Below are 22,621 nucleotides of genomic sequence, written 5' to 3' on the forward strand. Positions count from 1 at the left end.
AATTAGAGAATATATTTTTTGTTAATACCATGAACGCCTAATCCAGGTGTATTAGGAAGTGTAATGATTTTTTTGGTGTAATCGACTCCACCAGAAATGCCTTCATCTTTTAGCATTAACGGTGCGTCAAAGTCATATCGTGTAATGTTAGGTTGGCTAGCAGCAAAGTGTGCAGCTGCTGTGATACCAAGCTTCGTCTCAATCATACTTCCAACCATGCATGGAATCCCATATGTTTCGGCCATATGGTTAATTTTTAAAGCATGGTAGATTCCACCTGATTTCATTAGTTTAATATTAATTAAATCAGCACTCCTGGTTTCGAGGACTTTTCTAGCATCATCAGGTGAAAAAACACTTTCATCTGCCATAATGAGTGTTTTGGTTTGAGTTGTAACTTCTTTTAAACCACGTATATCGTCGGCTTTTACGGGTTGTTCGACTAATTCTATGTCTAATCCGAGCTTCTCCATTTTTTGAATGGCATAAATAGCTTCTTTTACCGACCAGCCTTGATTGGCATCTAAACGAATAGTGGCGTTAGGTCCGATCTGCTCACGTATTGCCTGAATTCGTTTAAGATCTTGTTCAATTTCGTCTTTACCAACTTTTACTTTTAGAATGGAAAAACCTTGATCAATATAGTCTTGAGCATCATTGGCCATTTCTTCTGGTTCATTGACACTCACCGTAAAATCGGTTTCGATTTGATCGCGGTAACCACCAAGAAATTGGTAAAGTGGAAGGTTGGCAACTTGGGCTAGACAGTCAAACAAAGCCATATCCATTGCTGCTTTTGCACTTGTGTTACGAACGATTGAGCGATGAACGCTTTCGAGTAGACGGTGAATTTGTTTTATCGATTGGCCAATTAAAATCGGTTTAAAAACCTCTTCGATACAGTATTTAATGCTTTGAAGACTATCACCTGTAATAACTAGGGTCGGTGGTGCTTCTCCATAGCCGACGGTGCCATCTTCTAACGTGACTTTGACGTAAATGGTTTCAGCATTAATAACGGTTCTTAGTGCTGTTTTAAATGGCTTCTTTAATGGAATTTTAACTTGATATGTCTCAATCTGCTTTATGTTCAAGATGATCCTCCTATTACGCCAGGTTCAATTGTTAATGTCTTCGTGTGGGTACATAGTTTAGCTTGAGTCCCAAGTGGAATAGCATAATGTGGCTGACAATGCCCAATGTTAAATCCGCTTAATACTGGTTTATTTAGTGGTTTAAAATAGTCATCCAGTACTTCTTCAAAGGTTAAAGAAGGACGGTCTTTCTTTGGTTTGGCATTATTAAAGTCCCCCACAATCACACCAACTGCATCATCTAATTTACCTGCATGTTTCAGTTGAGATAAAAAGGAATCAATGCGATATGGTGGTTCATCGACATCTTCAATGAAAAGCAATTTTCCTCTTGTATCAATCTCATAGTCGCCACCAATTGAGTTAACGATTAAAGATAAGTTTCCACCGACAATTGGCCCTTCTGCTTCACCTTCACAAATGGTCGTTAGCTTTGAATAAGATTCATCGTATATAATTTCTTCGGGCTCTGACAATTGGTTAAATGACTCTTTAGAGTGTGGATGAAAGTCATCTTTACCAATATCGGAAGCTAACATTGGCCCGTGAAAAGTGACAAGACCTGTTTGTTGCCTAATGGCTGTATGTAAGTATGTAATATCACTATACCCCCAGAATATTTTAGGGTTAGTTTTAATAATGTCATAGTTAATAGATGCTGCGATTCGTCCAGTGCCATAACCTCCGCCTGCACAAATAATGGCATCAACTTCCTGGTCAAGGAACATGTTATGTAAATCTTCAAGGCGTTGTTCATCTGTGCCGGCTAAATATCCATGCACTTTTTCGACATACTTGCCTACTTTAACCTTTAATCCAAGGTTCTCAAAAAAAGGAATGGCCTTTTTTAGATTAGATAAGTTTGGTGGACTTGCAGGAGCAATAACACCAATAGTATCTCCTGGTTGTATAGCCTTTGGTAGAATCATATATTAGACTCCTTTAATTAGGATAAAGGGCATAACAATGTATGCCCCTTTTCCTATATCATTTAGTTTTTGTCAGCCCATTTTAGTTCTAAGTAACCAACTGGGTGACGGACAATGCCACTTACAGAAGAATTTTCTAGGTTCACTTGATTATAGAAGTGAATAGGGAAAAGTGGCATTTCTTCAAATAAAAGTTTCTCTGCTTCATATAAATATTCAAATCGTTGTTCTTCATTCGTTTCATTTCTTGCATTTTCAATTAATTGATCGTATTCTTCATTTGACCAGCCAGTACGGTTCATAGATGAATCTGTTACAAAGCTTTCTAAGAAGTTATAAGGGTCTGCATAGTCAGCTAGGAATGAACTACGAGAGAACTGGTGTTTTAAGTCTTTTTGGTCTTGTAAGAATACATTCCATTCTGTATTTTCTAATGTTACTTCAACATCTAATACATCGATATAAACTTGCTGTAAATACTCAGCAACCGCTTTGTTCGTATCATCTGTATTGTATGATAATGTGATTTCAGGAAGCTCATCATAACCTTCTTCGGCCATACCTTCTTCTAATAATTGTTTTGCCTGTTCTGTATCTGTTTGAATTAAGTCGCCATTAGCATCACGGAAGTCCTCTCCATTTGGATCCGTAAATCCATAAGATACAAAACCATGTGCTGGCTTTTCTAAGTTTTTCGTAATATAGTCAACAATTTCTTTTTGATTAACAGCTAAAGCAAACGCTTTTCTAATTTTTTTGTTTTGGAAAGGTTCTTCTGTAACGTTAAAACGATAAAAGTGCACGCCAGCTTGTTCTTCATATGCTACATCATCGCCATCTAACAGTTCATCAGCTAAGTCAGATGGAATAGATGAAGTATCCAATTCTTCATTTTGGTACATTTGATATTCAGTATTAGTATCATTGACCATTGCCCAATGAATTTCGTCTAGTTGAACCGTGTCAGCATCCCAATATTCAGGATTCTTTTCAAAAACCATGTCTTGGTCATGATTCCATTCTTTTAATTGGAATGGACCGTTCGCAACAAATGTATCTGCTTCGGCATGCCATTCAGGGTTTTCTTCTGCAACTTGATGGTTGACAGGGAAAAAGGCAGGATTGGAAACTAAATCTAAGAAAAATCCAGTTGGAGTTTCTAGTGTGACTTTAAAGGTCTTGTCATCAACTGCTTCAACCCCTACGTCGTCTGCATCTGCTTCTCCAGCGTTATAAGCTTCTCCATTTTCGATAAAGTAACCTAAAAATGCGGCTGATGAAGCTGTTTCAGGATCTAGTAAGTGCTGCCAAGCATAAACAAAATCTTGGGCCGTGACAGGGTCACCATTAGACCAGTTTGCATCTTCTCTTAAGTAGAAAGTGTACTCCAAACCATCCTCGGAAACATCCCAGTCCTCAGCCATGGCCGGTTGTGGCTCATGAGATTGATCTAAACGGGTTAATCCTTCTAATAAGTTATTTAGTGCATTCCATGATACCGCATTGAACCCAATTGGTGGGTCAAAAGATGTTGGTTCAGAATCATTGTTAAGGTACAAAATCTTCTTTTCATCATTATTTTCATCAGTATTGTTTTCATTTTCTTCTGTGTTGTTATCATCATCGTTCGTTCCTTCCTCATCGCCTGTTGATGTGGTACAAGCGACGAGTAACAGGGTTAATAGGACGGTTAATAGACTTAATAACCACTTTCTGTTCATTTGTACTCCTCCTTTGGTTTTATATTAATTTTCGTAATATGTTTCACTCTCTCGTCATAGAGCCAGCAATCGACGTAATGGGATTGACTTTCTTCATGACGGAGAGGATAAACCTTCTCACACGCCACCATGGCATGTGGACATCTTGCTGTAAACGGACATCCAACTGGTGGTGAAAATAAATCTGGTGGTGTTCCATCAATCGGGATTAGCTTTTCATTCTTTTGATCTAGTCTAGGAATTGAATGAAGTAACCCTTTCGTATAAGGATGTTTAGGATTATAGAAAATTTCCTTTTTTAAGCCACTTTCGATAATTTTTCCTGCATACATAACAGCAATTCGGTCAGCGATTTTTGCTACGACGCCAAAGTCGTGAGTGATGAGAATAATCGCGACGTTTGTTTTTTCTTGTATTTTTTCAAAAAGCTCTAAAATTTGAGCCTGAATGGTTACATCAAGGGCTGTTGTTGGCTCATCAGCAATGAGTAGATCAGGTTCACAAATTAAAGCAATCGCAATGACAATACGTTGTCTCATTCCTCCGCTGAATTGGTGAGGGTATTGCTGCAATCGTTCTTCAGGATTGGGAATACCTACAAGATTAAGCATTTCTATCGCTTTTTCTTTAGCATCCTTTAATGATAGATTTTCGTGCTGCCTTACTCCCTCAGTCAATTGATCTCCAATTGTTAATGTTGGATTTAACGCTGTCATAGGGTCTTGGAAAATCATCGAGATATCAACACCCCGAATGTTTCTCATTTGACGTTCAGTATAATGAGTGATGTCTTGATCCTTAAATAGGATTTGACCATTACTAATTTTGCCTGCGGGTTTAGGGATTAATTGTATAATGCTGTTTGCTGTTACACTTTTACCACAACCAGATTCCCCAACGATGGCAAGAGTTTCTCCTTGATATAAGTCAAATGAAACGCCTCTGACGGCTTTAACTTCTCCTCCGTATGTAGAAAAGGAAACGTGAAGGTCATTGACTTCAAGTATTTTATTCATTGGTGTCACCTCCTCAGTTTTGGATCAAGCGCATCTTGTAACCCATCACCTAACACATTAAAAGCAAACATGGTTGCTGAAATGAAGAAAGCAGGGAAAAATAAGCGCCACCAATGTCCTGAAAGTATCGTTGTTAAAGCATCATCGGCCATGACTCCCCAGCTCGCATATGGACTGGATACACCTAAGCCTAAAAAGCTGAGAAACGCTTCTGCGAAAATGGCTGTTGGAACAGTTAAGGTCATTTGTACAATGATCGGTCCCATCGTGTTTGGTAATAAATTTTTTCGTATGATCCGACTTGTTTTGGCACCAAAAGATTTCGATGCATGAACAAATTCAAATGTCTTAATTTGTAGTACTTGTCCACGGACAATCCTTGCCATACCAACCCAGCCGGTAATCGATAAAGCTAGAATGATGGTAAATAGGCTTGGACCTAATACAACTAATAGAAGAATTACCACTAATAAATACGGTAAACCGTATAAAATCTCAACAATACGCATCATAATATTGTCGGTACGTCCGCCTTTATAACCTGAAACGCCTCCGTAAATGACACCGATAAAGAAATCGATTAAAGCAGCCACTAACCCCACAAAAAGTGAAATTCGAGCTCCATACCATGTTCTAGTAAACATATCTCTTCCTAAATCGTCAGTCCCAAACCAATGGGTGAGGGACGGTGCTTGGTTTTGCATTGCTAAGTTTTGTTCACTAACTGTATAAGGTGTCATGTATGGCCCGAATATGGCCATAAAACCTAATAAAATTAAAAATACTAGCCCGCCCATGGCCATTTTGTTTTTCTTTAAACGTAGCCAAGCATCTTGCCAGTAAGATAAAGATGGACGAACAACCTCTTCTTGATTTAACTGTGTTTGATCAAGCGGTTGAAACCATTCAGCGGGGATCTCTTCACGGTTTATATGATTGTTTTGGGAATGTTTAATCGTATGTTTATCCATGATTAATCCCCTTTCTCATCGTGTATCTTGATTCTTGGATCTAAAATGCCGTAAGTGATATCAACTAGAAATAGCATGAGAATTAAGAATGCACTATAAAAAACAGTTGTTCCCATAATGACAGGGTAATCACGTTCATTAATACTTTGGACAAAATATTGTCCCATACCTGGGATAGCAAAAATCTTTTCAATAACAAATGTGCCTGTGAGAACACCTGCAAGCAAGGTTCCTAATATGGTTACAACAGGCATCAAAGCGTTTTTAAGAGCGTGCTTAATAATAACTTTATAAGGGGATAAACCTTTGGCTCGTGCCATCTTAATATAATCCTGGGTTAAGACCTCAAGCATGCTCGAACGAGTTAAACGAGCAATAATGGCCATTGGACCTGTGGCTAATGCAATCGTAGGCAGAACCATGTGAGCTGGAGACTTCCATGTTGCAACAGGTAGTATATTTAAGTTAACAGCTAGTTGTTGAATTAATAATGTTGCCAGTACGAAGTTTGGAATAGATATCCCTAAAACAGCAATGGTCATCGCCATATAATCGATGATCTTATTATGTTTTAAAGCGGCTAAGACGCCTAAAGCAATACCAGATATTAAGGCAACAATGATGGATAAGATCCCAAGTTCAAATGATATAGGGAATCCTCTTCCTAGCAATTCATTAACTGTATCGTTAGGCTTCTTAATCGAAGGTCCAAAATCAAACGTTGCGATTGATTTTAAGTAATAAACATATTGTATAACCGGTGGTTGGTCCAAATTGAAATGGGCTTCTAAGTTTTCTTGTACCGCTTCATTTGAAGTTTTATCAGATACATCATTAAACGGGGAACCAGGAATGGACATCATTAAAATGAATGTAAGAGTCGCGATAATCCAAATGGTTAGAATCGCCATAAAAAATCGTTTTATTATGTATTTAAACATAATGCCCGCCCCCCCTTAATTAAAAGTCGATTGCATTGCAAGTTCAGTCATAACTAGCATCGCACGATATGCTTCTAAAATGTCTTTAGCCTCGAATTTAACCACACAACTATTCGGTTCAATTTCGGTTCCAGGCATTAGTGCAGCCCATTCTGCCTGACCGTAGTTATTGAATTCGATTCTAAATGTCGGTTGTTTCGGAGGGATTAACGGTTTAATTTGATCTAGATTTTCAATGGCTTCGATCGTTTTTTCTCTTAATAATTCCCCGGATTTTTTCGGTGTTAGCGTTTTGACAGCTTGTCTAGTGATGGATTGTTTAACGGCAGCTGTTACAATATTTGGTATTAATTGTTCGGCTTCATTCGCTGCACCATCATCTCCACCTACCAAAATAACTGGAACCTCGTAGTGACCTGCTACATAGGCGTTTAGACCAAGTTCACCAACAGCGACATCGTTCACGTAAAAATTCCGCACTCCGAATGTCATCGAATGAGACATCACGCCTGGTTGACCAGCTCTTGCGTGATAACCTAAGAAAATAGCTCCTTGATAAGATTCATCTAACCCTTCAACCATCGAATGGGGCTTTACCCCACCCGTAATGAGTTCAGCTTCGTCAAATAATTCATCAACAAGCAAATTGTTCATTTTTGAATGACTATCATTAACTAAAAAATAATCACAACCATATTTAAAAGCGGTTTCAATAATGTGGTTAGCTTCCTCGGTCATAATCCGCCTAGCTCTTTCATAATTATGTAACTGAGAGTCGACAAAAGTATAATCTGGTAACCCTGTTATTCCTTCCATATCTACTGACATATATAATTTCAAATGACAAACCCCCTTCATGATGACATGTAAAAATATTTAATTTAATGTATATAAATCTATCAAATTTTCTAAAAAAAATCAATTTTTAGCAAATTATTTTAAGGTGAATTTTTATCACTTTAAAAAAAGCGCTTTCTCGTTTACAATAGTTAGTAACAGAATTTTCACATAATAAGAAAATTTTGATTTGACAAATTCATTTTAATGTAATAGGTAAATTAATAAAAAATAGTTGAGGTGATAGAAATGGCAGAAGTAAAAGAATTACAAGCATCAAGTGGCAAACACAACTTGGACAACTATGAACATACTTACGAGAACTTTGACTGGGAAGAAACTAAAAAAGCTTTTTCATGGTATGAAACCGGTAAAGTCAATATTGCCTATGAAGCTATCGATCGATATGCAGATGATCCAAATAAAAAGGATCAAGTTGCCCTTCATTACGTGGCGCCAGATCGTGAAGAGAAGTTAACATTTGAACAATTAAGTAAGAAAAGTAACCAATTTGCAAATGTCCTTAAGAATCAAGGGATTGAAAAGGGAGACCGTGTCTTTTTATTCATGCCGAGATCTCCTGAATTCTATGCTAGTTTTCTAGGAATCTTAAAAGTTGGAGCGATTGCTGGGCCATTATTTGAAGCGTTTATGGAGCAAGCCGTCCAAGATCGTTTGGAAGATAGTGAAGCAACGATGCTCATCACGACGCCTGACTTATTATACCGTGTTCCCCAAGATCAATTACCTGACTTAAAGAAAGTCGTTTTAGTTGGGGATTCAAAGGATATAGATGATAGCTATATTGATTATCATGCGGAAATAAAAGAAGCTAGTGATGAGTTCGACATTGAGTGGGTTGATTTAGAAGATGGAATGGTGATTCACTATACATCTGGTTCAACCGGGAAACCAAAAGGGGTTTATCACGTTCACAATGCCATGATTCAACACTATCAAACTGGTAAGTGGGTGCTAGATTTACGAGAGGACGATGTATACTGGTGTACAGCTGACCCAGGCTGGGTAACTGGTACGAGTTACGGTATCTTTGCTCCATGGTTAAATGGAGTCACAAACGTAATTGTAGGTGGACGCTTTACTCCAGATGCTTGGTATGAAGCATTAGATAATTATAATGTAACCGTTTGGTATTCGGCACCAACCGCATTCCGTAAATTAATGAGCGCTGGAGAAGAAGTAGCGAAGAAATATGACTTATCTTCTGTTCGCCATATCTTAAGTGTTGGTGAACCGTTAAACCCTGAAGTTATTCATTGGGGATTAAAAGCGTTTGACCGTCGTATTCACGATACATGGTGGATGACTGAGACTGGGGCACAGTTAATTTGTAACTACCCTTCTATGGATATTCGTCCAGGATCAATGGGTAAACCGATTCCAGGTGTCGTTGCTTCAATCGTTGATGACCAAGGTAATGAGTTACCTCCAAATCGTATGGGTAACCTAGCGATTAAAAAAGGTTGGCCGTCGATGATGCGCGCGATTTGGAAGAGACCTGAAAAGTATGAAAGCTATTTCTTAAACGGCTGGTATGTATCAGGTGATAGCGCATACCGAGATGAAGATGGTTATTTCTGGTTCCAAGGTCGTTTAGATGATGTGATTAACACGTCTGGTGAACGTGTAGGTCCATTTGAAGTTGAGAGTAAATTAATTGAACATGAAGCAGTTTCTGAAGCGGGTGTTATTGGTAAGCCTGACCCAGAACGTGGAGAAATCATAAAAGCTTTCATTTCATTAAATGAGGGATATGAGGAATCTGAAGAATTACTAGAAGACATTCGACAGTTTGTTAAGACTGGTCTAGCAGCTCATGCGGCTCCTAGAGAAATTGAAGTCACGAATACCATTCCAAAAACGCGAAGTGGTAAGATTATGCGTCGTCTTCTTAAAGCTCGTGAGTTAGGTCTACCTGAAGGCGATACATCTACATTAGAAGAGTAATCATTTCTAACCCTGAAGCATTGATTGCTTCAGGGTTTTTAGCGTTTAATCATAAGAGGTGGTTTTTTGAATTCAAAGGTGAAAAAGAAGTTTTTGTTATTCGTGATGATCATTGTTCTAATATCCATCAGTGTTTATAGCTATAACGCCTATATAAAACAACAAGAAATGGTCAAAAGCTATAAAAGAGAGTATGAAAGCCTTAAGCAGTCGGTTGAAGAATTTAAGTCAAAACTAGAAGTAGGGCCTATGAAGGATTCATCCAGTCATCTATATATCATGGAATTCTATCAGGGATTAATTCGCGAGAATAATTTTGAGAAACAATTAATCCGTTTAAATCGAGATTATCGAGATGTGGATTTAAGCAATGTCAAAAAAGATGTTAACGACCTAGAGATTGAGGAAATAAATAAGAATTTAGATCAAATAGATACAAACATTAGGCAATTAAATAGTATGATCTATCAAAATGAAATCATTGATCAAGAAATTGATGTTATGTTTAGTGGAGATTATTCGGTATTAGATGATGTGGAAATCATCGAGGATTTGATTGACGAGCAAGCTAGGATTAGAAGTGAATTGATTAATCTGGAATTACATAAAGATTTTGCAGCGGCAAAAATGGAATTAGATCAAGCCATGCGATACAAAGAACGTTTTTTTGACCATGCAGAGCGAGGAATTTATGCGGAAATCGATTATTACTATTATTTAAGTCTTATAGAAGAAGACGAAATAGAATTAGAAGAGCTCTCTGAGTTAATAGAAAAGGAACAGAACACTGATTTTAAAGACGAATTAATCAATAAAGCAAATGAAAAAACTCAAACTATAGAAGAACTAAATGAACTGGCCGATTTAAGTTATGAAGAAGCATTACATGCTTACGAGCAAGGTTTTGATTTTTTAAGTCGGTATGCTGAGATTTTGGATGTTGAACTAGAAACGTTAGATCATTATCCTACCGATGAAACGCATGATGGATTATAATATTAACTGTCTTAGAAATTATATTTTAATAACGTTAAACACCCTTTTTTATGAAGGGTGTTTGTATTTTTATACTTCTAGATAATACAAAGAAAGCAGTGATCTTATGTTCTCAATTATTCAATGGTTTATATTTTTACTCGCCAATGCGGTGGCCATCCCAATTGTCATTGGGTCAATTTTTCACATGGAAGCTATGGAAATTATGCTACTTATGCAACGGACCTTCTTTATAATTGGATTGGCGTGTTTCTTACAAGGTTGGTTAGGTCATAAATTGCAGATTGTCGATGGACCCGCGGGATTATGGGTTAGTACGTTTGCAGTGTTTGCTGCAAGCATTGGTTCAACAGGTGCTGCTGGAATTGAAGCGCTACAACTATTAGAGATGGCGATGATCTTAACAGGTGTTTTATTAATGATATTTGGGGTATTTAGACTATCAGGAAAAGTCATATCGTACTTTACCCCGTTAGTGACAGGTGTATTCTTAACATTACTGACTTTTCAGTTGAGTGGCACTTTTTTACAAGGTATGTTTGGTATTTCTGATCAGGTACAACAAGCACAAATGGGCGGTTTTTCAATCGCATTAATCACTTTTATAGCGGTCTTGTTGTTTTCTAACTTCTTTCATGGCTGGGTTAAAAGTTATGCGGTGTTGTTAGGAATTGCATTAGGCTGGATCCTTTTTGAATTATTAATCGATCAGCCGAAAGAAACCGTATCCTCGCAACCGTGGCTTTCAATTCCAGAATGGTTTGCTTGGGGCGCCCCTCAATTTGATTGGAGTATTGTGCCTGTCGCAGTTCTAACAGGGCTTATTTTATTATCGAATATTGTGGCATCCTTATCGGCTGCAACTGAAGTTATGGATGGAAAAGCTAGATTTACCGTGAGTCAGATGAATCGAGGGAGTTTTATGTTAGGTGTAAACCATGGCATCTCAGGTGTGTTCTCAGGGGTTGCGGTGGTGCCACTTGCCTCATCAGCCGGCTTTATACAATTAACTGGAGAGAAACGCAAAAGTCCTTTTATGTGGGCTTCATTGCTTCTTATTATAGTCGCTTTCTTTCCACCAATTATTTCGTTTCTTGCCGGAATTCCTTCACCAATTGCTAATGCAGCGTTATTAGCGACGTTTGTTCAATTAATGGGATTAGGCTTAAGGAACTTAATGGCGGAAGAATTAGATCAGAGACGTTTAACGATCATAACAGTTTCGCTATTACTAGGATCAGGATTGATGTTTATTCCTTCTGAAAGCTTTGCACAACTTCCAGGAACGGTTCGCCAGGTGATTAGTAACGGAATGTTAGTAGGAACCGTGTTAGCCGTTATTTTTGAACAGTTATGGAAAAAGGAAGATAGAAACGAGGTATCAAGTACATAATATAAATAAGTTAATTAAAGTAGGTGATCGTTTTGGATCAGAAAATTTATGATTTTATAGGAATTGGTGTTGGACCTTATAATTTAAGTTTAGCGGCTTTAACAGAAGATATGGAAGATATAGACCGTATATTTTTTGATCAGACACCCAAAATGGAATGGCATCCAGGCATGTTAATTGAAGGTACAGATTTACAAGTCCCTTTTATGGCAGATTTAGTGACCTTTGCCGATCCAACTAGTCGTTTCAGTTATTTAAATTATTTAAAGGAACATGATCGATTATATAAATTTTTCTTTTTTAAAAAATTAGAGGTACCTAGAAATGAATATAATGATTATTTACAATGGGCAACCGACCAAATCAGCGGTGTTTATTTTGGAAAAAAAGTAGTCGATATGGTGGATCACTCAGATGATCAAGGTGCTTATTATGAGCTAGTCATTCTTGATATGGATACTCATAAAACAGAGAGGTATTATGCCAAACATGTGGTCATGGCAACAGGTAGTGAACCATTTTTATTAGATAATATGCAAGGATTTCCAAATGAAGATGTTATTCATACGAGTCGTTATCTTTATGAGAAAGAGGCTTTGATGAAATCAGATCATATCACCATTGTAGGGTCTGGTCAGAGTGCAGCTGAAATTTTTTATGATTTATTAGAAGAACGAGAAAATTACGAGTTTCATCTAAGTTGGCTGACACGGTCTGAAGGAATTTTCCAGTTAGAAGCGGCTAAAATAGGACAAGAATTCTTTTCACCTGATTATATTGATTATTTTCACCAGCTTCCATTAGACAAACGGAAAGAAGCTTTGGACACTCTGGATCCACTACGTCATGGAATCGACATTTCTACATTAAATGGTATTTATGACATGTTATATCATTATTCGGTTGGCGAGGAAGATCCTAAAATAACAATACAGCCGTTAACGGAAGTCAATAATATAGAGAAGCATGATCAAGGTTATTTATTAAAATGTCAACAATGGCAAGAAGAAACGGCGTTTGTTTACCAAACTGAAAAAGTAATTGTTGCGACTGGATATAAACCGAATATTCCAGAGTGGTTTTTAGAACGATATGAAGATGAAATTGTTTGGGAAGACGAGCATTTATTTAAGGTGAAGCGGAACTACGAATTGACCTTTAAAGAGCCTAAAGCCAACAAATTTTATATCGTAACCAATCTCGAACACTCTCATGGGACAGCTGCTACGAACCTAGGTTTGGCCGTTCAACGTAATATGGAAATCATTAATGATTTAACTGGAGAAGAACGATTTAAGTTAAAGAAACCTCAAACATTTCAAAGGTTTGCACCTAAAATATAAAATGTTTAAACTAATGATGAAAGGGAATGAACATTAATGTAAATCTTATAAATATGTCTAAAGGAGGCATTCATCATGGGTAAAAAGATTGCATGCTTATTAACAGATATGTTTGAAGATAGTGAGTACACGGAACCTGCTAATGCTTATCGTGAAGCAGGACACACTGTTGTGACGATTGAAAAGGAAAAAGGTAAAATCGTCACAGGTAAGCAAGGCGAAGCTGAAGTTGAGATTGATTTAAGCATTGATGAAGTTCAACCTGAAGAGTTTGATGCATTATTTATTCCGGGTGGTTTTTCACCAGATATTTTACGTGGCGATGAACGATTTGTATGGTTTGCCAAACACTTCATGGAGCAAGATAAACCAGTGTTCGCTATTTGCCATGGACCACAACTACTAATTACTGCAAAAACGTTAGATGGTCGTACAGCGACAGGGTATAAATCAATACGTGTAGATATGGAAAATGCCGGTGTTAACTTCAAAGACGAAGAGGTGGTATCATGCCACGATCAATTAATTACAAGTCGTCAGCCGGATGATATACCTGCATTTAACAAAGAATCACTTAAAGTGTTAGAAAAGTAACCATAATGACAACAAGGCTCAAACATTAATGTTTGAGCCTTTTGCTATCAAATTGGGCTTTTTAACATACAATATTAAAAATGCCATGTTAAAGGATGATTGGATGATTGTCTCCGCTCATGATGGTCGTTATCAATTATTTACCCAACATAACCATTCTATATTAAGCGGTCAATTTGTCCCTTATTGGGAGGATCAGTTGTTTATCGGAGCAGAATATTTTAAAGATGTTCAACTGGCGGTTCGTGAACATGATCGTGCTTGGATTCCTTTAGATCAAACGCCTATTTGGAATGCTGATAAAAAGTTACCTCATTCATTTATGGACTATCCGCAGAAACCGAAGTTGGAAGCATATACAAAAGGCATTGATGAAGTGGAACAATTATCACCCTATGCTGGACTATTAAATAGTCTTCATTTCCTGTCTTTTTTTAAAGAAAAGACGACAGACTCAGACATTTCTCGATTCATTTCCCGGGAAATTGACAGACAAAATCAGATTAGAGAACAGCTAGGTATAGGATCTGACGAGGAAATAATGGATTTTCATTTCAAACTTCTTCAATTTTGCGATGATTTATCATTATACATTTGTTTAAACAAGCCTAATGTGTCTAAACAAGAAGAAAATTTTATGTTCAGAGAAGGATTTAGGCAGTGTTTTTCAGGTTTAAATAATAAGATCACAGCCTACTGGGTTGATGAAGAGGTTATTGAGTTGAAGCCGTTTCCCTTTAAAGCTCCTTTTAAAGTGTCCATTCCTTATAAGGAATTAACGGAAGAAGAGGTTGAAGAAAAGGGGTTAGAACAAGCATATCGTCAATCAGTTGAGAGGGTCCGAAGTGTTATCATATCTTATTAAAGTTAAAAGCTTCTGCACAAACAGAAGCTTTTTTGGTTTATATAATTTTTCGGATGTTGAATTGTTCATTCAACATAAACCAATTTTGTGGGAAAGCGAGACCTAGCTTCCAATAGCTAATTCCTAATAATCCGTGTTCTCTAATAAGGTCAAATTTAGCTTGAATGGAACGGGCATCCTCGAACCATACTTCGTGTTGATTCCCATCTTCATCCCAGTAAAAGAAGAAAGGGGCTTGAGCTTCCTGATCAAATTCAATATCTTGATTGTTTTCTCTTGCTCTTTGGATGGCTTGGTTTGGACTTAATGCTTCTGCAGGGTCTCCACCTTCTTGAAAAGGTAATGTCCAATCATAACCATATAAGTTCTGCCCAAGTAAAATTTTTTCAGGTGGAATCACCGTCAATGCATACTCGACAACCCCTCTTACTGGTTCAATAGGTGAAACGGCCATTGGTGGCCCATAACTATATCCCCATTCATATGTCATTAGAACGACGAAATCAACAATTTCTCCATGAGCTTGGTAATCATGTGCTTCATACCATTGACCCGTTTGTTCTGCACTCGATTTAGGTGCAAGAGCTGTAGAGAGCATTAAATTATTAGCACTTAAACGCTCTTTAGCTTTTCGTAAAAATTGATTATAATCTTCTCTAGTATCTGCTGGTAAAAATTCTAAATCAAAATGAACATCTTGATAACCGATTTCTTGGGCAGTTTGAATGATTTCATCTAATAATTTGTCCTGTACATTTTCATCGGTTACGATTAAACGACCAATCTCTTCGCTAAACTCACCTTCTTCAATATTGGTCACCGTTAACATAAGGGCTGTATTATTCTCTGCTGCAATAGCAGGAAAGTCATTTAGTAATGGTGGTCTTAATGTGCCGTCGCGATTGACTTCATAACTAAACGGGGAAAGGTATGTTAAGTATGGAGCTCTAGCTCTTGCTGATTGTTCAAGGGTAGGGCTAACACTGTCTCCGATTGGCTCTACATAGGCGTTGCTTGTAATATCGATCCGTTCAGGCTGAGGAATTTCGATCTCCTGACCAATTTGTAAAATGGAGTCAGGGCTGATTTCATTGTATAATGCTAGTTGTTCGTAAGACATGTTAAAGCGATTGGCAATACTGGATAGACTATCCCCATTTTGAACAACGTAAATATTAGTAGGGATGACTAAAGATTGGCCTACAACTAAATCTTCCGGACGGTCTAGGCCATTGATTTGTACCAACTCATCGACTGAGGTCTCATACCGATTGGAGATATCATAAATACTATCCCCAGGTTGCACAACATGGATTAACAAAACGGTTCACTCCTTTCTAATCCTCTAACTACACTGTATGTGTAAAAATTAGGCTTATGCCATTCATGATTATGGTATGATACTAATGATGAGAGGTGACAGCCATGCATGAAGAATTTATGAAAGAAGCCATACAGGAAGCTAATAAGGCAGAGATAATCAATGAAGTGCCAATTGGTGCAGTCATTGTACATAATGGGGAAATTATTGCAAGAGGCTACAACCAACGGGAAACATTACAACAAAGTGATGCTCATGCAGAGATGATTGCTATCAAAAAAGCGAACCAGGCAGTTGGTAGCTGGCGATTAGAAGAATGCACTTTATATGTCACACTAGAGCCATGTCCAATGTGCGCAGGAGCAATTGTTCAATCTCGTATACCTCATGTTGTTTATGGGGCAAGTGATCCTAAAGCCGGTTGTGCGGGCACTTTAATGAACTTATTAGATGAATCAAGGTTTAATCATCAAGCAATCGTTGAACAAGGTGTGTTAGAAGAAGACTGCGCCATGTTATTAAAAAACTTTTTTAAAAAATTGCGGAAAAAATAAAGCTCCCACGTTTAATCGTGAGAGCTTTTTTAATAACTATTCTTTTTTATCAGGGTTTTGCTCTTGAATTATGCCTTTGCGAATTTTCTTTTCTTCTCTTAAGTCTTCTAATGCTGCGTAGATCCTAGCACGTTCTTGAGGTAAGGAACCATCTCTGAGTTCTTTGTGTAATGCCCAAATTAAGCAACCAACCATGAGGAACATGATTAACATGAATGGGAAACCACCTACGACAGCTGCGGTTTGTAAAGCACCTAAACCTCCAGCTAGAAGTAATACGGCCGCGAATCCACCTTCAATAAGACCCCAAATGACACGTAATCCTAATGGTGGATTAACATTACCTTTAGAAGTTAACATCCCAATGACATACGTACCAGAGTCAGAAGATGTTATAAAGAATACGGTTAAAGAAATCATCGCAACAACTATTAATACATTTGATAATGGGAAGGTATCAAGTAATGCAAAGAAACCTTGCGCTTCGTCCACGCTTACAGCTTCCCAAATACTGCTGTTTTGGAAGTGTTCTAAGAATAGTGCTGAACCACCAAATACACTGAACCATACGATACTAACAGCTGTAGGGACAAGTAATACACCAATTGTAAAGCTACGAATTGTACGTCCTCTAGAAACACGAGCAATAAAGGCACCTACGAATGGAGCCCAAGAAATCCACCATGCCCAATAGAAGATTGTCCATGCATCATACCAACCTTCTGTTCCTTCACCAGCTGCATCAATTCCAAATGACATTTGGAAGATATTTTGAATATATGTTCCTGTTGAATGAGTTAATGCTTCTAAGATAAATAAAGTTGGTCCAAGAATCAATACGAATAACAATAGTAACCCTGCCACTCCAAGGTTCGTTTGGCTAAGCCATTTAATTCCTTTATCAATTCCGGAGGTTGTTGAAAGAATCGCAAGTCCAGTAACGACAGCAATGATGATTAACCATAACCCCGTATCGTTTGGTATTCCGAATAATGTTTCAAAACCTCCACCAATTTGCATAACACCTAAACCGAGTGAAGTAGAAATACCAAATAAAGTGGAAATAACACCAATAATATTAATGGTGTTACCCCAACCACCATTAATGCCGTCACGTCCTAAAATTGGCTCAAGTGTTGAGCTTAGTAACATGGGTAAGTTTTTACGATATGAGAAATAAGCTAATGCTGCTGCGACAATGGCGTAAACAGCCCATGGGTGAAGTCCCCAATGGAAAAATGAATATTGTAACGCTTTGTGAACAGCTCCAGCGGTTTCTGCTTCACCACTTGGTGGCCACATATAGTGGTTAATCGGCTCAGAAACTCCCCAGAATAATAGGCCAATTCCCATACCAGCACTAAATAGCATGGCGAACCAAGCTGGTGTTGAATAAGCTGGTTTTTCATCATCATCACCAAGCTTTATTTCACCTAACGGGCTGATCATTAAATAAATGGCTAAAATCAAGAAGACACTACCACCAAGAATGAATGACCAACCTAGCTTTTCGACAACCCAATCAAATGTATTGTCGACGTAAGTTCCGAAATCATCTAGAAAAACACCGAAAGCTAAAAAAATCACAGCGATTATTAATGACACGATAAACGCAGGTGTTTTAACCGCTGCATTAAACGAAGTTAACCCTTTTGGTTTTTCTCTCATAAAACTAAAACTCTCCCTTTCATATATTTAAAATAGAATAACTAGCTCATAACCCAATATTTGACGTAAAAAAACATCTAAATATGATTAGATGTTCTTACCCTATGATTAAACTGTGTGGATTTAAATAGTGTACCTTTGCGAATTTAACGTACTTTTAATTATAATGCAAGTCCTAGAAATGGGCCGAACTACTCTATAATTCTCTTATACCCTATATTATAAGGACTAAACAAAAGTTATTTTTATAAAAGAATAATGGCTAACAGAATATGGAATGAGTTACATATTGCATTTTACTAAAAAACCTAATATACTTGTAATTGCTGTGCTAGGTGGGGAGGTAGCGGTGCCCTGTAACCCACAATCCGCTATAGTGGGGCTGAAGCCCTATCCAAGGTGAAGTGATTTTAAGGTCTGCCGTAAGTGAGCAGTGTTGACATCTGGGTCCTATGCAACGAGAACCCGTAAACCCTGTCAGGTCCGGAAGGAAGCAGCAGTAAGCGGTCATTCTCGTGTGTCGTAGGGTCGCCTAGATTGAGCTGTGATCTTACGTAACGCTTACGGGTCACTTCATCGAAGATAGGTGCACAGTTACATATATATACCTACCTTTTAATACTTCTTTTTACGTTCTTCACTTTTTTCACCATTAAACCTTTACCACAAACCTTTAGAATCAACATTATAATTTTAATCTTTAAGGCCTCATACAATTAGTTTTGAAATCCTACTTCTGTATCGGTTATAATGAAGAAGAAACCTTAAAGGAGAAGTTTGTCCATGGCATATCAGGCTCTATATCGTGTGTGGCGACCACAGAAATTTGAAGATGTCGTCGGACAAGTACATATAACTCGAACGTTGCAAAATGCGATGGAACAGCAGAAAGTCGCACATGCTTATTTGTTTTCTGGACCTCGTGGTACTGGTAAAACTAGTGCGGCGAAAATTTTTGCTAAAGCGATCAACTGTGAAAAAGCACCAGTGAAAGAACCTTGTGGAGAATGCGATGCGTGTAGAGGTATTCAAGACGGATCGATATCGGATATCATTGAAATTGATGCTGCATCAAATAATGGTGTGGACGATATTCGAGAGATTCGTGATAAGGTTAAATATGCTCCAAGTGCTGTGGATTATAAAGTTTACATTATAGATGAGGTTCACATGCTGTCTCAAGGTGCTTTTAATGCGTTATTAAAAACGCTTGAAGAACCGCCGAGGCACGTTATTTTTATTTTAGCTACTACAGAACCACACAAAATTCCGTTAACGATTATATCACGTTGTCAGCGGTTTGATTTTAAACGGATCACACACCAGGTGATTGTCGAGAGAATTAAGCATATATTAGATGAAGAAGGCATTCAATATGATGAACATGCTTTAATCCATGTCGCGCTAACGGCTGAAGGCGGTATGCGAGATGCCTTAAGCTTATTAGATCAGGCTATTGCTTATAGTGATGACACTTATATTCAAATGGACGATGTATTGGCTGTAACGGGATCAATTCCTCAAGATCGATTATTAGATATGGTGGAATCCTTACGAAATGGTGAAGCGAAAAAAGCTCTTAATCATTTAGAAGCCAGCATGCAAGAAGGAAAAGATCCGAACCGCTTTATTTTTGATTTCATTCACTTTTTACGTGATTTATATATGTACTCAAGTGCTGAGAACATGGAAGATGTTTTAGTTCGAGCCATACCTGATGACAAGTTCAAACATGTTGCTGAACAGGTCTCTAGTCAATGGTTAGAACAAGCGATTGACCTTCTCAATCGTACTCAACAGGATATGAAGTGGACGAACAGTCCAAAAGTTTTACTAGAAATTGCATTATTAAATATTCAAGAGCTACAAACTAAACAAGATTCTCCGAATGAACAAGGTTCTGTTTCCAATGAACTCGTCCAACAGATTTCTCAGTTAGAAAAAGAACTGAATCGAATGAAGGAACAAGGAGTGCAGGTACAAACTCAAGAGTCATCTACTCCGAAGCGTCGAGCACCACAATCACGTGGAAATCGCTATAAAGTTCCTTATGAAAAAGTTCGTCACACATTATCTGAAGCGACAAAAGATGACCTTAAAAATGTGAAGTCCAATTGGGCAGCTTTTATGGAAGGGTTAAAGAAGACCAGCCCTCCAGCTCGGGCAAAGTTAGTAGACAGTACGCCAAGGGCTGCATCTGCTAAGTCATTAATTTTGTCGTTTAAATATGAAATTCATTGTGCATTAGTGCTAGAAAATCAAGAAATGATCGAAAACGCCTTATCTGAATATATTGGTAAAAGGTTAACGATTATTCCGATTCCAGATTCAGAGTGGCAATCGATTCGAGAAGATTTTTTAAGTCAACAACAGCCGTCTGAAGAAGCTGAGGAGAAACAGGAGTCAGAACCTGAAGAGGATCCAGTTATTTCTGAAGCGAGAAAATTGGTTGGAGACGAGTTGTTAGAAATAAAAGAATAACTTCTAAAATATACAGGAGGGTTTTAATATGAAAGGCATGGGTAATATGAACAATATGATGAAACAAATGCAAAAAATGCAGAAGAAAATGATGAAGGCTCAAGAAGAACTTCATGAAATGACGTTTGAAGCAACAGCTGGTGGCGGTATGGTTAAAGTGGTTGCAAATGGAAAAAAGGAAATCACCGATATTGAAATAAACGAAGAAGTGGTAGATCCCGATGATGTCGATATGCTTCAAGATTTAATTATTGCGGCTACGAATGATGTATTAGGTAAAGTGGATGAAACTACAAACGATAAAATGGGGCAATTCACGCAAGGGATGAATATACCAGGTTTCTAGGAGGCTTGCACCATGTATTATCCTGAACCTATCTCCAAACTGGTGGACAGTTTTACTAAATTGCCAGGAATAGGGCCGAAGACGGCAGTTCGCCTGGCTTTTTTTGTGTTAAATATGAAAGAAGACGATGTGTTGGATTTTGCTAAAAACTTAGTGAATGCCAAACGTGAACTTACGCATTGCAGTGTGTGTGGACATATAACGGATACAGACCCTTGTAGAATCTGTGATGATACAGAGCGAGACAGTTCATTGATCTGTGTTGTTCAAGATCCTAAAGATGTTATCGCGATGGAGAAAATGAAAGATTTTCAAGGTAAATATCACGTTCTTCACGGTGCGATTTCACCAATGGATGGGATCGGTCCGGAAGACATTAATGTGGCTTCCTTAATTGAAAGGTTAAAAGATGAAGAAGTTGAGGAGTTAATTTTAGCGACCAACCCAAATGTCGAAGGCGAAGCGACGGCGATGTACATTTCCCGTCTCGTCAAACCTTCAGGAATCCGCATCTCACGAATCGCACACGGCTTACCAGTTGGTGGAGATTTAGAGTATGCAGATGAAGTAACGTTATCTAAGGCGTTAGAAGGAAGACGCGATTTATAGAAAAATCCTCTTTTCCTAGTTCTACTTTAACTATTAAACGCATACGTTAAAGTAGGACAAGCGAAAGGAGATTCGGTATGGATCCAATAGTCATCATTTTAGCGATTGTTGCGATTATGGTATTATTACTTTTCTTTGGCCCACCATTTAAAATAGTGCGCTGGACGTCAGTAGGTGTTGTCAAACTGGTCATTGGCGCATTGTTTATCTTCTTTGCCAATGTATTTGGGGCGATGTTTGGATTACACATTCCAATTAATTTGATTACATCCGCCATTGCGGGATTTTTAGGACTCTTTGGAGTAGGGGCGTTAGTTTTAATCCATCTAATGATTATTCCATAGGTAATGTAACCACAGATTATCTGTGGTTATTTTTTTGTCATCATTGCATGGGTAATCAAGAGGAGTTTTGACGGTTTTGGGCGAATAAATTATATTTAAGGAGTGGAATACATTGTCGGATTGGAGAATTGTGACGCGTCCTGCCTATCGTGCTGTTGGAATGAAGTGGGAAGGGACTTTTCAAGAAGTACCTGAATTAAAAAAAGTCATTCATCAAATGCGTCAGCGGGTGGATGAATTAGAACACGCAGTCAATCGTGATGTACAGTTAGGTTTATCCTATCACGTTGTTGAAAATGGCTTTGCTCATTACTCAGTATTTGAAGTAACAGACGATCAAAATGTGCTAGATGGGATGGTTGAGATTCAAGTTCCAGAATGGACGTATATGTATACTAAGCATAAGAAAGGCGAAAATGTCGTACAGACTTATAACAATCTACATCAATGGCTTCATGACAGTGAGTATCAAGCATTAAAAGAGGCTGGTGTAACTTACTACGATCCGTATTTGCCGATTAAGCATGAGTATTACCCGACGGATCAAGACCCTGATGATCAGCACTTTGACATCTTGATTCCTGTTGTAAAAGAATCATAATTTTTTTCATAGATTTAAGTATAAAACTA

21 protein-coding genes and 1 other RNA gene are annotated in these 22,621 nt (G+C 37.9%); 13 read left to right on the top strand and 9 right to left on the bottom strand.

Features of this window, described 5'->3' with window-relative positions; translation table 11 throughout:
• Nucleotides 1-2 precede the first annotated feature (2 nt).
• The 7 genes from BMY57_RS05015 to dppA form a co-directional block, all read right to left on the bottom strand.
• Nucleotides 3-1,094, bottom strand: coding sequence for a mandelate racemase/muconate lactonizing enzyme family protein (locus BMY57_RS05015; protein WP_091772932.1), 1,092 nt, complete (start codon nt 1,092-1,094; stop codon nt 3-5).
• Nucleotides 1,091-2,023, bottom strand: coding sequence for a S66 peptidase family protein (locus tag BMY57_RS05020; protein ID WP_091772933.1), 933 nt, complete (start codon nt 2,021-2,023; stop codon nt 1,091-1,093). Before BMY57_RS05020 ends, BMY57_RS05015 begins: the two co-directional genes overlap by 4 nt.
• A gap of 62 nt (nt 2,024-2,085) precedes the next feature.
• Nucleotides 2,086-3,744 (bottom strand): peptide ABC transporter substrate-binding protein, encoded by a 1,659-nt coding sequence (locus tag BMY57_RS05025; RefSeq protein WP_091772934.1) that lies wholly within the window; start codon nt 3,742-3,744, stop codon nt 2,086-2,088.
• Nucleotides 3,741-4,760, bottom strand: a complete 1,020-nt coding sequence (locus BMY57_RS05030; protein WP_091772935.1) for an ABC transporter ATP-binding protein — start codon at nt 4,758-4,760, stop codon at nt 3,741-3,743. The genes BMY57_RS05025 and BMY57_RS05030 overlap by 4 nt, the downstream gene beginning before the upstream one ends.
• Before the next feature lie 5 nt (nt 4,761-4,765).
• The gene (locus tag BMY57_RS05035) at nt 4,766-5,731 is read right to left on the bottom strand and encodes an ABC transporter permease (RefSeq protein ID WP_091772936.1); all 966 of its coding nucleotides are present in this window, start codon (nt 5,729-5,731) and stop codon (nt 4,766-4,768) included.
• A 2-nt stretch (nt 5,732-5,733) separates the two neighbouring features.
• Nucleotides 5,734-6,672: an ABC transporter permease gene (locus BMY57_RS05040; protein ID WP_091772937.1), complete on the bottom strand. Its 939-nt coding sequence runs from the start codon at nt 6,670-6,672 to the stop codon at nt 5,734-5,736.
• A 15-nt stretch (nt 6,673-6,687) separates the two neighbouring features.
• Nucleotides 6,688-7,512 (bottom strand): D-aminopeptidase DppA, encoded by an 825-nt coding sequence (dppA, locus tag BMY57_RS05045; RefSeq protein ID WP_091772938.1) that lies wholly within the window; start codon nt 7,510-7,512, stop codon nt 6,688-6,690.
• 246 nt (nt 7,513-7,758) lie between these two features.
• Here dppA and acsA point away from each other — a divergent pair, with 246 nt between their 5' ends.
• From acsA to BMY57_RS05075, 6 genes are all read left to right on the top strand, one after another.
• Complete coding sequence (gene acsA, locus BMY57_RS05050) at nt 7,759-9,477, top strand: acetate--CoA ligase (RefSeq protein WP_091772939.1); 1,719 nt, start codon at nt 7,759-7,761, stop codon at nt 9,475-9,477.
• A 66-nt stretch (nt 9,478-9,543) separates the two neighbouring features.
• Nucleotides 9,544-10,473, top strand: coding sequence for a hypothetical protein (locus BMY57_RS05055; RefSeq protein WP_091772940.1), 930 nt, complete (start codon nt 9,544-9,546; stop codon nt 10,471-10,473).
• 106 nt (nt 10,474-10,579) lie between these two features.
• Nucleotides 10,580-11,866, top strand: a complete 1,287-nt coding sequence (locus BMY57_RS05060; protein WP_091772941.1) for a purine/pyrimidine permease — start codon at nt 10,580-10,582, stop codon at nt 11,864-11,866.
• 32 nt (nt 11,867-11,898) lie between these two features.
• Entirely contained in the window at nt 11,899-13,209 is a 1,311-nt protein-coding gene (locus tag BMY57_RS05065) for a lysine N(6)-hydroxylase/L-ornithine N(5)-oxygenase family protein (protein WP_091772942.1), read from the top strand.
• A 75-nt stretch (nt 13,210-13,284) separates the two neighbouring features.
• Nucleotides 13,285-13,803 carry a type 1 glutamine amidotransferase domain-containing protein gene (locus BMY57_RS05070; protein ID WP_091772943.1) on the top strand — a complete coding sequence of 173 codons (519 nt, stop codon included), beginning with the start codon at nt 13,285-13,287 and terminating at the stop codon, nt 13,801-13,803.
• A 103-nt stretch (nt 13,804-13,906) separates the two neighbouring features.
• Nucleotides 13,907-14,668 carry a DUF3891 family protein gene (locus BMY57_RS05075; protein WP_177176331.1) on the top strand — a complete coding sequence of 254 codons (762 nt, stop codon included), beginning with the start codon at nt 13,907-13,909 and terminating at the stop codon, nt 14,666-14,668.
• A gap of 37 nt (nt 14,669-14,705) precedes the next feature.
• Here BMY57_RS05075 and BMY57_RS05080 read toward each other — a convergent pair whose 3' ends face one another.
• The gene (locus BMY57_RS05080; protein ID WP_091772945.1) at nt 14,706-15,989 is read right to left on the bottom strand and encodes a glycoside hydrolase family 18 protein; all 1,284 of its coding nucleotides are present in this window, start codon (nt 15,987-15,989) and stop codon (nt 14,706-14,708) included.
• A gap of 104 nt (nt 15,990-16,093) precedes the next feature.
• On the opposite strand from BMY57_RS05080, the gene tadA reads away from it, so the two are divergent.
• Nucleotides 16,094-16,543 carry a tRNA adenosine(34) deaminase TadA gene (gene tadA, locus BMY57_RS05085; protein ID WP_091772946.1) on the top strand — a complete coding sequence of 150 codons (450 nt, stop codon included), beginning with the start codon at nt 16,094-16,096 and terminating at the stop codon, nt 16,541-16,543.
• Between the two features lie 36 nt (nt 16,544-16,579).
• Here the strand turns inward: tadA and BMY57_RS05090 are convergent, their stop codons facing one another.
• Nucleotides 16,580-18,211: a BCCT family transporter gene (locus BMY57_RS05090; protein ID WP_091772947.1), complete on the bottom strand. Its 1,632-nt coding sequence runs from the start codon at nt 18,209-18,211 to the stop codon at nt 16,580-16,582.
• Between the two features lie 326 nt (nt 18,212-18,537).
• Here BMY57_RS05090 and ffs point away from each other — a divergent pair.
• From ffs to BMY57_RS05120, 6 genes are all read left to right on the top strand, one after another.
• Nucleotides 18,538-18,805: signal recognition particle sRNA large type (ffs, locus tag BMY57_RS05095), an RNA gene on the top strand.
• 189 nt (nt 18,806-18,994) lie between these two features.
• Entirely contained in the window at nt 18,995-20,692 is a 1,698-nt protein-coding gene (gene dnaX, locus BMY57_RS05100) for a DNA polymerase III subunit gamma/tau (protein ID WP_091772948.1), read from the top strand.
• Between the two features lie 28 nt (nt 20,693-20,720).
• Nucleotides 20,721-21,038, top strand: coding sequence for a YbaB/EbfC family nucleoid-associated protein (locus BMY57_RS05105; protein ID WP_091772949.1), 318 nt, complete (start codon nt 20,721-20,723; stop codon nt 21,036-21,038).
• 12 nt (nt 21,039-21,050) lie between these two features.
• Entirely contained in the window at nt 21,051-21,647 is a 597-nt protein-coding gene (gene recR / locus BMY57_RS05110) for a recombination mediator RecR (protein ID WP_091772950.1), read from the top strand.
• Nucleotides 21,648-21,724: 77 nt separating this feature from the next.
• Nucleotides 21,725-21,991 (top strand): pro-sigmaK processing inhibitor BofA family protein, encoded by a 267-nt coding sequence (locus tag BMY57_RS05115; protein ID WP_091772951.1) that lies wholly within the window; start codon nt 21,725-21,727, stop codon nt 21,989-21,991.
• A gap of 112 nt (nt 21,992-22,103) precedes the next feature.
• Complete coding sequence (locus tag BMY57_RS05120) at nt 22,104-22,592, top strand: GyrI-like domain-containing protein (RefSeq protein ID WP_091772952.1); 489 nt, start codon at nt 22,104-22,106, stop codon at nt 22,590-22,592.
• Nucleotides 22,593-22,621: the final 29 nt, after the last annotated feature.

Origin of the sequence: Piscibacillus halophilus (assembly GCF_900110685.1) — a bacterium.
In the GTDB taxonomy this organism is placed as follows: domain Bacteria; phylum Bacillota; class Bacilli; order Bacillales; family Alkalibacillaceae; genus Piscibacillus; species Piscibacillus halophilus.

What these genes read in the sequence shown, in the direction of transcription:
- BMY57_RS05020 (WP_091772933.1), bottom strand. Translation starts at nt 2,023, where the DNA reads ATGATTCTACCAAAGGCTATACAACCAGGAGATACTATTGGTGTTATT.
- BMY57_RS05025 (WP_091772934.1), bottom strand. Translation starts at nt 3,744, where the DNA reads ATGAACAGAAAGTGGTTATTAAGTCTATTAACCGTCCTATTAACCCTG.
- BMY57_RS05030 (WP_091772935.1), bottom strand. Translation starts at nt 4,760, where the DNA reads ATGAATAAAATACTTGAAGTCAATGACCTTCACGTTTCCTTTTCTACA.
- BMY57_RS05035 (WP_091772936.1), bottom strand. Translation starts at nt 5,731, where the DNA reads ATGGATAAACATACGATTAAACATTCCCAAAACAATCATATAAACCGT.
- BMY57_RS05040 (WP_091772937.1), bottom strand. Translation starts at nt 6,672, where the DNA reads ATGTTTAAATACATAATAAAACGATTTTTTATGGCGATTCTAACCATT.
- acsA (WP_091772939.1), top strand. Translation starts at nt 7,759, where the DNA reads ATGGCAGAAGTAAAAGAATTACAAGCATCAAGTGGCAAACACAACTTG.
- BMY57_RS05060 (WP_091772941.1), top strand. Translation starts at nt 10,580, where the DNA reads ATGTTCTCAATTATTCAATGGTTTATATTTTTACTCGCCAATGCGGTG.
- BMY57_RS05070 (WP_091772943.1), top strand. Translation starts at nt 13,285, where the DNA reads ATGGGTAAAAAGATTGCATGCTTATTAACAGATATGTTTGAAGATAGT.
- BMY57_RS05075 (WP_177176331.1), top strand. Translation starts at nt 13,907, where the DNA reads ATGATTGTCTCCGCTCATGATGGTCGTTATCAATTATTTACCCAACAT.
- tadA (WP_091772946.1), top strand. Translation starts at nt 16,094, where the DNA reads ATGCATGAAGAATTTATGAAAGAAGCCATACAGGAAGCTAATAAGGCA.
- BMY57_RS05090 (WP_091772947.1), bottom strand. Translation starts at nt 18,211, where the DNA reads ATGAGAGAAAAACCAAAAGGGTTAACTTCGTTTAATGCAGCGGTTAAA.
- dnaX (WP_091772948.1), top strand. Translation starts at nt 18,995, where the DNA reads ATGGCATATCAGGCTCTATATCGTGTGTGGCGACCACAGAAATTTGAA.
- BMY57_RS05105 (WP_091772949.1), top strand. Translation starts at nt 20,721, where the DNA reads ATGAAAGGCATGGGTAATATGAACAATATGATGAAACAAATGCAAAAA.
- recR (WP_091772950.1), top strand. Translation starts at nt 21,051, where the DNA reads ATGTATTATCCTGAACCTATCTCCAAACTGGTGGACAGTTTTACTAAA.
- BMY57_RS05115 (WP_091772951.1), top strand. Translation starts at nt 21,725, where the DNA reads ATGGATCCAATAGTCATCATTTTAGCGATTGTTGCGATTATGGTATTA.